Here is a 15,211-nt window from a genome sequence, read left to right on the forward strand (position 1 = left end):
GAACCGGAAGAGCGGCAAGGAAAACGTGGGGGACGAAGCAGCGGCGCGGTGGAGCCCGGAGCGGGTGCTCGAACTCGCGCCGGACGCCGCGTCGGCGAAAGCCGGGCGCGGGCAGGCGGCGCCGGCGAAGTGGTCGGACGCGGGCGCGTCGGGCCGCGCGGTCTGGGGTGCGTGCCAAGGCAGCGGGAAGCGGCCGTATCAGACGACGGTGGAAACGGCCGGGCCCGCGTTCCGGTGCACCTGCCCGAGCCGGAAGTTCCCGTGCAAGCACGCGCTGGGGTTGCTGCTGCTCTGGTCGGAGGGACAACTCCCCCGCGCGGAGGAGCCCGGATGGGTGCACCAATGGCTGGAAGAACGGGCCGCGCGAGCGGAGCGGGCCGAGAAGAAGACGGACGCGCCGAAGGATCTCGAGGCGGCGGCGAAGCGGGCGCAGGAGCGGCTCGCACGCGTCACCGCCGGTGCCGCTGAGCTGCGCGGATGGCTCGCGGACCGGGTGTCCGCCGGGTTCGCGACCTTCGAACGCGGCGGTGCCGACGAGCTGTACACGGTCGCCTCGCGCATGGTCGACGCGCAAGCTCCCGGGCTGGCGAACGGCCTGCGCCGGGCCGCCGCGCTGGTCGGCCGCGGCCGGGACTGGCCGGATCGGCTGCTGGCCGAGTTGTCGCTGGTGTACGTGCTGGCGGACGCGGCCAACCGGGTGGAGTCGCTGCCCGCCGGGCTCGCCGACACCGTCCGGACCCGGCTCGGGTTCTCGGTGAGCAACGCGCAGGTCCTGGAGTCGGGCGAGCGAGTGCCGGACCAGTGGCTGATCACCGGTGCGATCGATGAGGAGCAAGACTCACTGCGCAGCAGGCGCACGTGGCTGCGAGGCAAACGCAGCGGCCGGGACGCGCTGGTGCTGTCGTTCGCGCCGCCCGGGCGTCCGCTGGACAGTTCGCTGCCGCCGGGGTTCGAGGTCGCGGGAGAACTGGTGTTCCACCCGGGCGCGGTGCCGCTGCGGGCGGTGTTCGACCATCGCGAGGAGCCCGTTTTCCCGGAAGCTGCGCCGGTTGGCGGCACTTGTGCTTCGGCACTCGCCGAGCATGCCGCGGCGCTCGCCGCCGACCCTTGGCTGGACCGGTGGCCGGTGGTGCTGTCCGACCTCCGCCCAGCTCGGCACGGCGAAGGCTGGGCACTGTCCGATGTAGACGGTGCAGCGCTGCCGTTGGCTCCGACGGTGGATCCTTGGCCATTGCTGGCGCTCGCGGCTGAGCAGCCGGTGACGGTGGCCGCAGAGTGGACGACGGCGGGGTTGCGGCCGTTGAGCTGCTGGCACCGCGAGGGGATGGTGCGACTGTGACCGCCTGGAACGACCCCGTCAGCCTCGCCGCCGTCCCTCTCAACCTGCCTCACAACCGGATGGTGCGCCCGTGACCGCCTGGAACGACCTCGTCGGCACCGTCCTGCTCGGCACTCGCCGCAGAACCCTCGACCCCGCCGCATTACCGCCCGGCGTAGAAGGAATCGCCGAACAACACCCCGACCCCGCCGACCAAGCGCTTGTCGCCGCGGCGGCGTACACCGGCTATCGGCGCGCCGGTCAGCAACCGCTCACCGGTATCGAACCCGAACCCGCCGCAGCAGCGGACGACCGGCCGTTCATCCCGGCCGTGGCGCGGGCGCGGCTCGTGCACCTGCTGTCGGCCAACCGGCCCGAGCTGGTCGAGGAATGGCTCACCACGGTGGCAGGCAAGGGATTCCGCGTCCCGGCCGAGCGGCTGCCCGCGCTGGCCGACGCGGCCCGGACCCGGGTGTCGCTGCGGGCGCCGCTCGCCACGGTCGCCGGGCCGGTCGGTGCGTGGCTCGGCGAGCGGAATCCGGAGTGGGCCTTCCTGGTCGCCGCCGCGGACGACACCAGCGACAACGCCTGGCAGTTCGGCACCGCCGCACGGCGGCAGGCCTGGCTGGAGCGCGTGCTCGTCGCCGATCCCGCGCGCGCGCGAGAGACGCTCGCCGCGGCCTGGGGCAACGAACCGGCCGACGTCAGGGCGACGTTCCTCGCCCTGCTCGGCGAGCACCTCGCCGACGAGGACGAGCCGTTCGTCGAAGCCGCGCTCGGCGACCGGGCGGCCGGGGTTCGCGAGATCGCGCTGCGGCTGATCGGCCGGTACCCCGATTCCGCCTCCGGCGAGCGGATGATCGAACGGCTGCGGGCCTGCGTCACCGTGCGCAGCCGCGCGCTGCGGGCCGACGTCCTCGAATTCGCTCCGCCCGAACCGGACGACGGCCTGATCCGCGACGGCATCCGCGTCCCCGCCGGCCCCGGGCAAGGCACTGCCCGGCTGCGCGCGATCATCGCCGCCACTCCCCTGCGGTTCTGGGCCGAGTACGGCAGCCCGGGCGAACTGGCCGGGATGCTCGTCGAAGGCCCGCCGCTGAACGTGGTGCGCGAAAGCTGGGCCACCGCCGCGCTCCGGCAACGCGACGAGCAGTGGGCGCAAGCCCTCGTGGAAGCCGAGCCGGGCGGGCGCAGCACCGCGGCGCTCATCGGCGTGCTGTCGCCCGAACAGCAGGCCGCCACGGTCGCGAAGCTGACTCGCGGGCTGCCGGTCGAGGCCCTCACCCGGCTCATTCTCGATCTGCCGCAGCCGTGGCCCGCCGCGCTCGGCACCGTCCTGCTCGATTGGGTCGCCGGGCAACGCGATCATCGGCTCGTCGCACACGCGGCCGCGCTGATCGCGAAAGCCGTGCCGGTCCCCTGCCTCGGCCATCCGCTGGCCGAGATCCCGCTTCCCGGCGAGGCCGCCCCGTGGCGGCGCGCAGTCGCCGAAACCCTGTCCTTCCGCCGTGAAATGCACAAGGAGCTCGCATGACGTCCCCCGTCCTCCGGCCGCACGCCGAACAGGAATACGCCGGCGAACTGGCCGCCCTCGCCGCGGCCGACGACCGCGCGAAACCGCCGTCGTGGCGGCTTTCGCCGTGGGCGGTGGTCACCTACCTGCTCGGCGGGAAACTCGACGACGGCACCGAGATCAGCCCCAAGTACGTCGGCCCGCGGCGGCTGATCGAGGTCGCGGTCGCCACCCTCGCCACGGACCGCGCGCTGCTGCTGCTCGGCGTGCCGGGCACGGCGAAAACCTGGGTGTCCGAGCACCTCGCGGCGGCGATCAGCGGCGATTCCACACTGCTCGTCCAAGGCACCGCGGGCACCGCCGAGGAGCAGATCCGCTACGGCTGGAACTACGCGCGGCTCATCGCCGAAGGGCCGAGCGACCAGGCGCTGGTCGAAAGCCCGGTCCTGCGCGCGATGCGGGACGGCAAGGTCGCGCGGCTCGAAGAGCTCACCCGTATCCCGGCGGACGTGCAGGACTCGCTGATCACCATCCTGTCCGAGAAAACGCTGCCGATCCCCGAGCTGGGCGCAGAAGTGCAGGCCCGGCCCGGGTTCACGCTGGTGGCCACGGCGAACAACCGGGACAAAGGCGTCAACGAGCTGTCGAGCGCGCTGCGCCGGCGGTTCAACACAGTCGTGCTGCCGCTGCCGGACACCGCCGAGGCCGAGGTGGACATCGTCCGGCGGCGGGTCGGGCAGCTGGGGGCCGCGCTGTCGCTTCCCGCCGAAGCCGCCGATCTCGCCGAAATCCGCCGTGTGGTCACGGTTTTCCGCGAACTGCGCGCGGGTCGCACCGAAGACGGCCGCACCGCGGTGAAAACGCCGTCGGGCACGCTGTCGACTGCGGAAGCCATCAGCGTGCTCACCGGCGGTCTCGCGCTGGCGGCGCACTTCGGCGACGGCGTGCTGCGCGCGCAGGACGTCGCGGCCGGGATTCACGGTGCGGTCGTGAAGGATCCGGTGGCCGACAGCGCGATCTGGAGCGAGTACCTGGAAACCGTCGTGCGCGAGCGGGAAGGCTGGGCCGACTTCTACCGGGCAGGCCAGGAGATCGCCGGATGACCACTCATCTCCTCGGGATCCGGCACCACGGTCCCGGTTCGGCGCGGGCGGTGGCCGCCCGGCTCGCCGAGCTGGAACCGGACGTGGTGCTGATCGAGGGACCGCCGGAGGCGGACCAGCTCGTCGATCTGGCCGCGGACGACGACATGCGGCCGCCGGTCGCGTTGCTGGCGTACGCGTCCGACGACGTGTCGCACGCGGCGTTCTGGCCGTTCGCGGTGTTCAGCCCGGAATGGCAGGCACTGCGGTACGCCGCCGCGGCAGGCGTTCCGGTGAAGTTCTGCGATCTCCCGGCAGCACACCAGTTCGCGCTCGGCGAGGAACGGACCGCGCCCCGCGCCGACCCGCTCGCGGAACTCGCCGCGGCGGGCGGATACGACGATCCGGAACGCTGGTGGGACGACTTCGTCGAGTCCCGCCGGGGCGACGAATCGCCGTTCGAGGTGATCGCCGACGCGATGACCGCGCTGCGCGAAGGCGACCGGCCGGACGATCCGCACGAGCAGCGGCGCGAGGGGTACATGCGGAATGTGCTGCGCAAAACACGGAAGGAAGGCTACGAACGGATCGCCGTGGTCTGCGGGGCCTGGCACGTGCCCGCGCTGGCCGATCCGCTGCCGCCCGCCTCCAAGGACCAGTCTGTCCTCAAAGGACTCCCGAAGCGCAAGGTCGTGTGCACGTGGGTGCCGTGGACGCACGGCAGGCTCGCGTCGGTCACCGGCTACGGCGCGGGCGTCCGCTCCCCCGGCTGGTATCACCATCTGTTCAGCACCGCCGACGACGTCACCACCCGGTGGCTCACCGCCGTCGCCGGAGTGCTGCGCGAGGAAGACCTGCCCGTCTCCACCGCGCACGTGATCGAGGCAGTGCGACTGGCCGACACGCTGGCCGCGCTGCGCGGGCGGTCTTCAGCCGGGCTGGCCGAGGTCGACGCCGCCACCCGCGCGGTCCTGTGCGGAGGCGACGACGTCCAGGCCGACCTGGTCACCCGGCGGCTGGTGGTCGGCGAGCTGCTCGGCGAGGTCCCGGAGAGCGTTCCGCAAGCGCCGCTGGCCGCCGACCTGATCGCCACCGCCCGGCGGCTCCGGCTCAAACGCGAACCGCAAGCGCGCGAACTCGACCTGGACCTGCGCACCCCCGGCGGCCTGGACCGCTCGCGCCTGCTGCACCGCCTGCAGATCCTCGGCATCCCCTGGGGCGAGCCGGAACTGTCCTCGGTGCGGAACAAAGGCACCTTCCGCGAGACCTGGACCCTGTGCTGGGAACCAGGTTTCGAGGTCGACCTGGTCGCGGCCGCCGTGCACGGAACCACCGTGTCCGCCGCGGCCACCGCGGTCGTGCGCGAAACCGTCGCCGAGTCTCCCCCGCTCGCCGACATCACCGCCGCGGTAGAACGCTGTCTCCTGGCCGACCTCGGCGACGCGCTGCCTGAGACCCTCACTGCCCTGGACACCCGCGCCGCAGCCGACGCGGACGTCGCGCACCTCATGGCGGCTCTGCCCCCGCTCGCGCGGGCGACCCGCTACGGCGACGTCCGCGGCACCGACACCGCGCGGCTGCGAGAAGTCGCCGACCGGATCCTCACCCGGGTCTGCGCCGGGCTTCCGCCCGCCGTGCACGGCATCGACGAGGAGGCCGCCGCACAGTTCTGCGAGCTGGTCGACGACGTCCACGAAGCCACCGACCTCCTGGGCGATGCTTCCCGGGACCGCTGGTTCACCGCGCTCGCCCGTCTCTCCGCTCGCGACTCGCTGCCGCCGCTGCTGGCAGGCCGCATCGTGCGCCTCCTGCACGACGCCGACCTGCTCGACGGCGCGGAAGTCGAACTCCGGCTGGGCCGCATGCTCACCCCCGGCATCGCGCCGACGGACGGCGCGGCCTACGTCGAGGGCTTCTTCTCCGGCGGCGCACTTCTGCTGGTCCACGACGAACGCATGCTGCGCGTCGTCGACACCTGGCTGACCTCGATCCCACCTGAGGTCTTCACTGAGGTACTTCCCCTGCTGCGCCGCACTTTCGGCGCGTTCGCCGGTCCCGAGAAACGTGCGATCGGCGAACGCGCCGCCACCCTGTCCGGCACTCGCCGCGTCGAGTCGGCAGTCGCCGAAGACCTGGACGAGATCCGTGCCGCAGCCGCCCTGCCGGTCTTCGCCATCCTCCTGGGAGCCGCCCCGTGACCACCGATCCCGAACGCCTCCGCCGCTGGCGCCTGGTGCTGGGCGGAGACTCCGACGGCACCGGACACGCACTGTCCGAAGGGGACACCGGCGTCGACAGCGTGCTGGCCGCCCTCTACGACGAACGCCCCAAGAACCCGCGCAGCAGCGGCGACCGCAGCGGCGGCCTGCAAGCCTCCGCGCCACGCGTCGCCCGCTGGCTGGGCGACATCCGGAAGTACTTCCCCGGCTCGGTAGTCCAAGTCATGCAACGCGACGCCGTAGACCGGCTCGGCATCACCCGGATGCTGCTGGAACCGGAACTGCTGAGCGCTGTGGAACCGGACGTCCACCTGGTCGGCACCCTGTTGTCCCTCAACAACGTTTTGCCGGAGGAGACGAAGGAAACCGCCCGCACCGTCGTGCGCAAGGTCGTCACGGAGCTGGAGGAACGCCTGGCCGAACGCACCCGGGCCGCAGTGCGCGGCGCACTGGACCGCGCGGCTCGCACCCAACGCCCCCGAGGCGCGGACATCGACTGGAACCGCACCGTCCGCCGGAACCTGAAGCACTACTCGCCCGAGCTGAAAACCATTGTGCCCGAACAGCTTTTCGGCTTCGGACGCCGAGAGCACAGCGTCCGTCGCGACGTGATCCTGGCCGTCGACCAATCCGGCTCGATGGCGGAATCCGTGGTGTACTCGGGCGTCTTCGGCGCGGCCCTTGCCTCGATGCGGGCCTTGAGCACGAAATTCGTCGCCTTCGACACCGCGGTCGCCGACCTGTCCGACCACCTGGACGACCCCGTCGACGTCCTGTTCGGCACCCAGCTAGGGGGCGGCACCGACATCAACCGCGCGTTGGCGTACTGCCAAGGACTGGTCGAGCGACCCGAGCAGACGCTCCTGGTGCTGATCAGCGACCTGTACGAAGGCGGAGTGCGAGACGACCTGCTGCGCCGGGTCGCGGACCTCGTCGAGTCCGGGGTGCAAGTGGTCACGCTGCTGGCGCTGTCGGACTCCGGAGCTCCGTTCTACGACCACGAGAACGCGGCCGCGCTCACCGAGCTGGGAGTGCCCGCCTTCGCCTGCACGCCAGACCTTTTCCCGGACCTGATGGCAGCTGCGCTCCGAAGGGAGGACCTGAGCCGCTGGGCGGCTTCGGCCACGGCCCAGTGACCCTCCTGAACAACCTGCGCCGACGGCGAACTCCGGCCTTCCCAGCCGGTCCGAGGCCGCTTCCCCGGCGGGTGTGTCACCATCGGGAAATGGGAACCACTCCCGGCCCGGCCCCCGCAGTCCCGCTTTCGCAGCTGCGGCAGTTGCGCTTGGCCAAGGACGCCATGGACCGGGACTGGGCCGAGCCCCTCGACCTGGACGCGATCGCCGCGCACGCCGGGTACTCGCGTTACCACTTCGTGCGCCTTTTCCGCGCCGTGTACGGGCAGACGCCCGGGCAGTATCTGAGCCGCCGCCGGATTGAGCGCGCGGAGGATTTGCTGCGGACCGCCGATCTGTCGGTCACCGAAATCTGCGCGCTGGTCGGGTTCAGCAGCCTCGGTTCCTTCTCCGCGAGCTTCAAGAAACACACCGGCCTGACCCCAAGCGAATACCGTGCCCGGCACGTCAGCCAGAGCTCGGCCCTCGTCCCCGGGTGCTACGCGCTCCTGTGGCACGGCGGGTTCAAAGGACTGGGGCAGGCAGCGAAACCGGATCCTGAGTGACGAACGGTCTTGCCCCTGGCGCGTCGAGATCTCCCGGATGTCTTTTCGTCGCCGACACCTCGAGTGATCTCGGTTCCTGGCGCGGACAGATCTCGTCGCAGGTGCAGCGACGGAGCCCTTGCTGGTCAAGGAATCAGGTCCTGTTCGCGCAATGGATCACCGCCGGGCGCGGCCGTGAACGAACAGTGCGACCGGCGCTTTGCCTGGAGGTCCAGCGGAACGTCGCGGCCCCCGCCCGGCCTTCAGGTCGAAGTGCCCTCGGCTCTCGGCCGTTTTCGGCTCGGGGACCCGGTGGAAACAGACCCTCGACTCTCGTCCTGCGGGATCGATGACCGACTGCGGGATATCCCCCGCGCCAGGCGGCGATTCTGGAACTCAACCATTTTCCGCGGATCGGAGCAGTCGATCGTCAACTGCAGCATCGTGTCCATGCCCGGAGCATTCCAGACCGGCCTGACAAAAATGCCGCTTCCGCGACCGCCGGGCGAGGACCGCAATTTTCGAGAAGCCGGGCAGCCCCTTCGGTAGCTACTGTTGATCACAGAGAGCAGGCGAACAGCGCCTGCCGGGCACAAGGAGTCAGCTGTGATCAAGGGCCTGTCCATCGCCAACGTCTGGGTCCTCGACCATGACCGGGCCAAGGAGTTCTACGTCGACAAGCTGGGCCTGGAAGTCCGCACCGACATGACGATGGGCGACGGCGGGATGCGCTGGCTGACCGTCGGGGCCAAGGACCAGCCGGATCTCGAGATCACCCTGATGGTCCCGGACGCGCCGGCACTCGACCCGGAATCCGCCGAAGCGCTGAAGAAACTCGTCGCGAAAGGGGTGCTGGGAGCCGGTGTTTTCGGGACCGACGACATCCACGCGGACTACCAAGCCCTGAAGGCGCGGGGAGTCGAGTTCGTACAAGAGCCGCAAGAGCGGCCCTACGGCACCGAGGCCATCTTCCGCGACGATTCCGGCAACTGGTTTTCCTTTACCCAACGGCGGGAAAACCTCGACCTGGACAAAGACTGGAGCTGCTGACGGGCCGGTGCCCGCGATCAGACCGGAGCATTTCGCCGGAACTGCGGCGGCTTCCCCAGCTGGTCATTGCGGAAGCTGAGGTCGGGCCGGAAATTTCGGTGCGACTGCGGCGTTTCCCGGCCAGGGCAGCAGGAACGTTGCGCAGCTCCAGCCGGACGGTCTCGGCACGACCGCGACACTCTCACCGCCAGGCATCGGGAACCCCGACCAAGTCGGACAAGGCCGATCTCGACAGAACTACGAAGCTCTCCGCCAAGCCGCCGCACAAGCCAACCAGACCAGGACGAAAGGACATCGGCACGACCACCGCGCTCCCCCGTCAGGTCGCTGGAAACGCCGAGCACCTCAGGTGTGAAGGATCTCGGCGTGACCGCCGCGGCTCCCGCCTGGTTAGCAGAGATGCCAACCAGACCAGGCCAGAGGGCCTCGACCACGCCCGGCCAAACGGTGGGCCATGGGCCATGGGCCATGGGCCAAAGGCCAGGGGCCAGGAGCCAAGGCCCAAGGGGCAGGGGCAGGGCCCAAGAGCAAAAGGTCAGGGGCCATGGGCGGGGGGCGGGGCCAGGAGCTCCGATCAGAACGGAAGGACCTCAACACGACCGCCACGCCATCTCGTCAAGTCGCGAAAGCCCAGCAGAACCGAAGTCAGGAAGTCAGGAGGTCAGGCACTCCGCCGCACAGCACGCTCGAACCGCAGCACCCCGTCGTCAACGCGGCTCAGTCGCAGGTCGGCCGCGTCCAGGACGTAGTTCTGGCGCATCAGCCATGGTCGTCGGCTGCCTTGCCGTGGGAGTACCGAGGCGGCGCGCGTCAGGTATCCCGACGTCAGGTCCATGATCGGCCGCCGCGTCGACTCCGGGATCGCCGGCGGGCGGGGGACGCAGGTGTCGAAACCGTTGCGGGACAGGTGGTTCAGCAATCGGCACACGTACCGCGAAACGAGGTCCGACCGCAGCGTCCAGGAGGCGTTCACGTAACCGAGGCACCACGCGAAGTTCGGCACCCCGCCGAGCATCATTCCCTTGTACACCAGCTGTTCCGACGGATCGATCATCGCACCGTCCACGCTCAGTGCTATCCCGCCGAACGCGATCACCCGCAGGCCGGTCGCGGTGACGACTACGTCCGCAGGCAGTTGCGCGCCCGATTCCAGCGTGATGCCTTCGGGGGTGAAACGGTCGATCCGGTCGGTGACGATGTCCGCGTTTCCGCTGCGGAGCGCTTCGAAGAAATCCGCGCCGGGGGTCAGGCACAGCCGCTGGTCCCAGGGCTGGTAGCGGGGCGAGAAATGCGGATCTACCGGAATCGAAGGGGGCAATTGCTTCGCGGCCGCATCGCGCAAGAACGCTGCTGCGCGCTCGGGCTGTCGCCGGGAGAACTGGTAGAGCAGCGTCGTCACTAGCACGTTCTTCGCCCGAACGATGTGGTAGGCGAGGCGCGAAGGAAGGAATTTCCGCAGGCGGCGGGCGAGTGAATCCGTCCACGGCCGGGCCAGGACGTAGCTTGGCGAGCGTTGCAGCATCGTCACCGATTCCGCGTGCGAAGCCAGTTCCGGCACCAGGGTCACGGCGGTGGCGCCGCTGCCGATTACGACGACTCGCTTGCCGGCGAGGTCCAGGTCCTCCGGCCAGAACTGCGGGTGCACGATCTCGCCGCGGAACGCGTCGCGGCCCGGGAAATCGACGACATGGCCGTTTTCGTAGCTGTAGTAGCCGCTGCACAGGTACAGGAAAGAGCAGGTGTGCGTAACCACCTCGCCGTCGAGCGAGGCTTCTACCGTCCAGCGGGCCGCGGTTGACGACCAGGCTGCCCGGACTACCCGGTGGCCGAAGCGGATGTGCCGGGAAATCCTGTGGTGCGCGGCGGTTTCCCGGATGTACTCCAGGATCTCCGCGCCGGACGCGATCGCTTGTTCCTTGCGCCACGGGCGGAACGGGTAGCCGAGCGTGAACATGTCCGAGTCGGAGCGCACGCCGGGGTACCGGAAGAGGTCCCAGGTTCCGCCGATCGTGTCCCGTGCTTCGAGGATGGCGTACGTCCGGTCCGGAGCCTGCTGCTGCAGCCGGCACGCCGCGCCGATGCCGGACAGTCCGGCTCCGACGACCAGGACATCGAAATGCGCCACAATTCCTCCCCGATCGAGACAGCTCCGCCCACTTTACGGCCGGGGCCGGCTCAAGTGGGGCCCCGCCGGGCCAGGCCGGGAACCACCGGCCCGGCGGGGAAAACCGTGCTCACCGCAGGGGAACGACCTTGGTGGCGCCGAAGGTGTCCTTGAGCGGAACCTCCACAGTGCGCCGCCGCACCGTCACGCGGACGCTGTCCTGCAGCTGCGTCGGGTCGGAAACAGCGAGGCTGTCCCGGCCGAGCGCCACCGAAGCGGGTCCTGAGACGGATACTTCGTCCACGGTACCCGCACTGTAGAAGTTTGCGAGCAGTGTGTTATCCCACAGCCGCAAGGCCTGGACATCGGCCGTGTTGGCCCGGACGCGCCACGAGAGCGCCGACGCGACAGTCCCCACCACCGACGCGCCGGGCAGAACCGCGTACGCGTACTTCGCGTCCACAGGCTTCGCGCCGTGCTCGATCACCAACTTCTGGTACCGCCGCGTGTTCGGCGTCGTGGTGCCCTTCGTGTTGGCACCGGTGTCGACGTCGCGCCAAGCGCCGATCCGGTCTTCGCGCAGGGCGGTGACCTCGGCGTTGTCGAGCAGGACATACCCGCCGACGTGGTCGAGGTGCAGCCAGCGCGGCCGGTGCAGTGCGGCCGAATCGCCGACCACGCGCGCGTCGGCCAGCAGCGTGCCGCGTCCGTTTTCGCCGAGGTTGCGGTTCTCGATCGTCGTCCGGACCGCTTGCCCGGACGTGTCGGTGATGCCCGCGCCGAGGCAGACAACGCCCGCAGGAGTGAAGAACCAGGACTTCCGAGCGGATAAAGAACCGTCTTCGGAGACGAAATCCATCGCGTACGCGCCGTGCCGGGCATCCCAGCGCACGCCGCCGACGTGCGCTTTCGTCGTCAACGGCGTCCCCGCCAGCGGTCCCGGCGGGCCGGCCTTCGCGGTGGTGCCGGGCAGCAGGGCCGGATCGACAGTCGGCCAATAGGCGTCCGAGTAGTGGCCTTTCGCGTTGGGAAGGAACAGATACAGCACGCCGTCGCCGACGTGCCAGCCGTGCAGGTTCATCCCGTTGATCGACTCGTAGCGCGAGATCCGCGTGGAGCCGACGCCGAGCGATGCGGACCAGCCCTCGGTCACGTGCACCATCCGGTCCTGCTGGCCGAAGATCCGGTGCGTCGCGACGATCGGCGTGGGCCGAACGGGTCCGGCGAGCATGTCCTGGGCGAACTCGATGCCCGGCGTCGCGACGAGATCCGGTCCCGGCGCGAACCGTTCGGGATCGGGGATTTCCAGGAACGGCGCGTACGTGCCTTCCTTGATCCACTTGGCGGCGAGGCCAGAGAGTTCGGCCTTCACAGTTCCGGTCGCCGAGCGGGCGAGGACCAAAGTCGCGACGGTCAACTGATGTCCGATGTCGTGCGCGGTTTCGCCTTGGCGAGACAGCATCCGCCCGCGCACCGGCTCCATCAGCGCGCCCGCGTAGACGAACGGCGCGAACGTGTCGCCGACCAGCGCGTACACCTTCTGCTTGAGATCGTCCGTCAGCGCGTACTCGGTGCCCTCGGTGACGTGGATCGTCCCGGCGAGCGCGGTCAGCAGGACGATGCCGTAGTGCCCGGGGTACGGGATGGTGTCGTGCTGGATGAACGAGCCGTCGGCGTGGAAACCGTCGCCCGCCGCGCGGTCCAGCTTCGCCAGGACGCTCGCCGCTCCCCCGCCGGCGACATCGGTGATCGCGTCGATGCCGGTACGAATCCACGCGGTGTCGCCGGTCAGCGCACCGGAAACGATGGAGATCAGCGCCTTGTCCGCACGGTTCGCGCCGGTTTCGACCACCTTCGGGTTGTTCGCGCGCAGATTCGGGTTTCCGACGAACCGCTTGACCGGGCTGACGTATCGCGCCAGTTCCTCGGCGGTCAACTGGTCGGCGACCGTGACGAGGGTGTGCAGCAGGTAGTACGGCACACCGATCTCGTAGGTGTACCAGTTCCCGATCTCGCCGACCTGCGGGTTGTACTGGCTGGCGTAGATCAGCTCCAGTGCCTTCTTGATCCCGTCGAGCACCTTCGGGTCGCCGGAAAGCGTGCCGCCGGGTGTCCCCCAGTCGACGGCGATCGCGCGCAGCCGGGCGTACATCGACGTGGTGTAGTCGCTGCCGGGGCCGAGCGGAAGATCCGTCCACAGTGGACCGTTTCCGGAGACCGTCATGCTGTCGTAGTAGGACTTCGCGACCCGGCCGAGGTTCTTCAGCGCGGCCGAGCGTTCCGGCGACGGGCGGTTGATGCCCGTCTGCAGCTCGCGGTAGCCCGCCACGATCTTCTTCAGAGGATCGGCGGATGATGCGGCGAAGGCCGGGCGCGCAGTGGCGGCGAGCGCGGCCGACGCGGCGGCGACGGCACCGCCACGCAGTGCGGTTCTGCGGTTCACGGGCATGACGGTGCCTCCCAGTGGGGTTGGGTGTGCGTGGCTCAGCCGGTGCTCACCTGCTGAGCCACGCACGAGGGGGTCTGCTCAGCGCGCTCCGTCGACCCGGCGCGGCAGCTGCCACGGGTTCGCTTCGCGCAGCGCTTCCGGCAGCAGCGCGTCCGGGAAGCTCTGCCACGCGACCGGGCGCAGGAAGCGTTCGATCGCGGCGGTGCCGACGGACGTCGTGGTCGGCGCGGTTGTCGCCGGGTACGGGCCGCCGTGCTGCTGCGCCCAGCTGACCGTGACGCCGGTCGGCCAGTCGTTCCACAGCAGCCGTCCGGCCAGCCGGGTCAGCGAGGGCAGCAGCGGACGCACGAAGTCGGCGTCGCTCTCCTCGCCCTGGACCGTCGCGGTGAGGCCGGGTTCGAGGCTGTCCAGCACCTCGGTCAGTTCCGCCTGGTCGGAGTAGGTGACGATCAGCGACGCCGGTCCGAAGTGTTCCTCGCGGACCGCCTCGCCGCCGGCCAGGAATTCCTTCGCGGTGGTCGCCAGCAGCGATGGCGTGAACGCGTCGCCGTCCTGTGCGCCTTCCACGACCGACTCGACGCCCGACACCGCACGCAGATCCGCCAGCTTCTGCGCGAACCCGGCCGCGATGCGGTCGTTCAGCATCTCCTGCTGAGCAACCGCGCTGACGGCCTCGCGCAGCGTGTCGTCCAACCCGTGTCCCTCAGGCAGGAACAACAGACCCGGCTTGGTGCAGAACTGGCCCGCGCCGAGGCTGAACGACCCCGCGTAGCCCTTCGCCACCGCTTCGCCGCGCGCGGCGACCGCACCCGGCGTGACGACGACCGGGTTGACGCTGCCCAGCTCGCCGTAGAACGGAATCGGCGTCGGCCGGGACACCGCGATGTCGAACAGCGCGCGCCCGCCTGGCACGGAACCGGTGAACGCGGCGGCGGAGATCCGCGGGTCCTTGAGCGCCGTGACGCCCTGCTCGACCCCGTGGATCACTGCGAACGCACCCTCCGGGGCACCCGCGTCGGTCAGCGCCTTGGCGACGATCTCGCCGGTCCGCGTCGAAAGTTCTTCGTGACCCGGGTGCGCCTTGAGCACCACCGGACAGCCGGACGCCAGCGCCGACGCCGTGTCGCCGCCCGCGACGCTGAACGCGAACGGGAAGTTGCTCGCGGCGAACACGAGCACCGGCCCGATCGGCACCAGCACCCGGCGCAGGTCCGGACGGGCACCCATCGGCCAGGCCGGGTCGGCGTGGTCGACGGTCGCGCCCAGGAATTCGCCGTCCCGCAGCACATCGCCGAACAACCGCAGCTGGAACGTCGTGCGCGCGAGCTCGCCCTTCAACCGCGGCGCGGCCGGGAGGCGGGTTTCCTGATGCGCCAACGGAATCAGCTCTTCGGCGGCAGCGTCGAGCGCATCCGCGGCGGCGGCCAGCCAGCGCGCCCGCTCGGCAGGCGTGCTTTCGGCGAACGGCCGGGCGGCAGCCGCAGCGGCGGCCAGGACGCTTTCCAGTTCCGTGGCGGAAGTTTCGCGGCTCAATGGATCTCCTCGTCAAACAGGTTTCTGGGGGCTGGGTGCGCAGCAGCGGCGTGCCGCTCGGCCCGATCAGCCGGAGTGCTTTCGACGAACCGCCGGGCGGCTGCCGCGGCCAGCACGCCTTCCCTTTCCGGGGCGGGAATTTCGCGGTTCAAAGCATCTCCTTGTCAAACACGTTCAGGACACCGCGTGCGCGGCAACGGCCAGCCACTCGCCCGATCCGGCCCAGCCCGGCGACTGCCAGCACGCTTTCCCGATCCGGGGCAGAAGCTTCGCTACTCAGAAC

General features: G+C 70.2%; 11 protein-coding genes. 7 read left to right on the plus strand and 4 right to left on the minus strand.

All coding sequences use genetic code 11. The features are described from left to right. Positions 1–25: 25 nt before the first annotated feature. The 7 genes from ACFXI3_RS14540 (at position 26) to ACFXI3_RS14570 (ending at position 8,842) form a co-directional block, all read left to right on the plus strand. Positions 26–1,339, plus strand: coding sequence for an SWIM zinc finger family protein (locus tag ACFXI3_RS14540; RefSeq protein ID WP_378399864.1), 1,314 nt, complete (start codon positions 26–28; stop codon positions 1,337–1,339). A gap of 70 nt (positions 1,340–1,409) precedes the next feature. Next, positions 1,410–2,852 carry a DUF5691 domain-containing protein gene (locus ACFXI3_RS14545; protein WP_378399865.1) on the plus strand — a complete coding sequence of 481 codons (1,443 nt, stop codon included), beginning with the start codon at positions 1,410–1,412 and terminating at the stop codon, positions 2,850–2,852. Beyond that, on the plus strand, positions 2,849–3,934 hold the full coding sequence (locus ACFXI3_RS14550) for an AAA family ATPase (protein ID WP_344277450.1): 1,086 nt from the start codon (positions 2,849–2,851) through the stop codon (positions 3,932–3,934). The genes ACFXI3_RS14545 and ACFXI3_RS14550 overlap by 4 nt, the downstream gene beginning before the upstream one ends. Continuing rightward, a complete protein-coding gene (locus tag ACFXI3_RS14555; protein ID WP_378399866.1) occupies positions 3,931–6,111 on the plus strand; it encodes a DUF5682 family protein in 2,181 nt (726 codons plus the stop codon). The genes ACFXI3_RS14550 and ACFXI3_RS14555 overlap by 4 nt, the downstream gene beginning before the upstream one ends. Then, positions 6,108–7,268, plus strand: a complete 1,161-nt coding sequence (locus ACFXI3_RS14560; protein WP_378399867.1) for a VWA domain-containing protein — start codon at positions 6,108–6,110, stop codon at positions 7,266–7,268. The genes ACFXI3_RS14555 and ACFXI3_RS14560 overlap by 4 nt, the downstream gene beginning before the upstream one ends. An 89-nt stretch (positions 7,269–7,357) precedes the next feature. Next, the gene (locus tag ACFXI3_RS14565; protein WP_378399868.1) at positions 7,358–7,813 is read left to right on the plus strand and encodes a helix-turn-helix transcriptional regulator; all 456 of its coding nucleotides are present in this window, start codon (positions 7,358–7,360) and stop codon (positions 7,811–7,813) included. Between the two features lie 585 nt (positions 7,814–8,398). Beyond that, positions 8,399–8,842 (plus strand): VOC family protein, encoded by a 444-nt coding sequence (locus tag ACFXI3_RS14570; protein ID WP_378399869.1) that lies wholly within the window; start codon positions 8,399–8,401, stop codon positions 8,840–8,842. Between the two features lie 661 nt (positions 8,843–9,503). Here ACFXI3_RS14570 and ACFXI3_RS14575 read toward each other — a convergent pair. From ACFXI3_RS14575 to ACFXI3_RS14590, 4 genes are all read right to left on the minus strand, one after another. Next, a complete protein-coding gene (locus tag ACFXI3_RS14575; RefSeq protein WP_378399908.1) occupies positions 9,504–10,970 on the minus strand; it encodes a flavin-containing monooxygenase in 1,467 nt (488 codons plus the stop codon). A gap of 106 nt (positions 10,971–11,076) precedes the next feature. Further along, the gene (locus tag ACFXI3_RS14580) at positions 11,077–13,395 is read right to left on the minus strand and encodes a polysaccharide lyase 8 family protein (RefSeq protein ID WP_378399870.1); all 2,319 of its coding nucleotides are present in this window, start codon (positions 13,393–13,395) and stop codon (positions 11,077–11,079) included. A gap of 78 nt (positions 13,396–13,473) precedes the next feature. Continuing rightward, positions 13,474–14,928, minus strand: coding sequence for an aldehyde dehydrogenase (NADP(+)) (locus tag ACFXI3_RS14585; RefSeq protein ID WP_344277467.1), 1,455 nt, complete (start codon positions 14,926–14,928; stop codon positions 13,474–13,476). Then, a complete protein-coding gene (locus ACFXI3_RS14590; protein WP_378399871.1) occupies positions 14,925–15,080 on the minus strand; it encodes a hypothetical protein in 156 nt (51 codons plus the stop codon). Before ACFXI3_RS14590 ends, ACFXI3_RS14585 begins: the two co-directional genes overlap by 4 nt. Positions 15,081–15,211 lie beyond the last annotated feature (131 nt).

This window comes from Amycolatopsis sp. NPDC059235 (genome assembly GCF_042754125.1).
Classification (GTDB): domain Bacteria; phylum Actinomycetota; class Actinomycetes; order Mycobacteriales; family Pseudonocardiaceae; genus Amycolatopsis; species Amycolatopsis albidoflava.

What these genes read in the sequence shown, in the direction of transcription:
- ACFXI3_RS14565 (WP_378399868.1), top strand. Translation starts at nt 7,358, where the DNA reads ATGGGAACCACTCCCGGCCCGGCCCCCGCAGTCCCGCTTTCGCAGCTG.
- ACFXI3_RS14555 (WP_378399866.1), top strand. Translation starts at nt 3,931, where the DNA reads ATGACCACTCATCTCCTCGGGATCCGGCACCACGGTCCCGGTTCGGCG.
- ACFXI3_RS14580 (WP_378399870.1), bottom strand. Translation starts at nt 13,395, where the DNA reads ATGCCCGTGAACCGCAGAACCGCACTGCGTGGCGGTGCCGTCGCCGCC.
- ACFXI3_RS14550 (WP_344277450.1), top strand. Translation starts at nt 2,849, where the DNA reads ATGACGTCCCCCGTCCTCCGGCCGCACGCCGAACAGGAATACGCCGGC.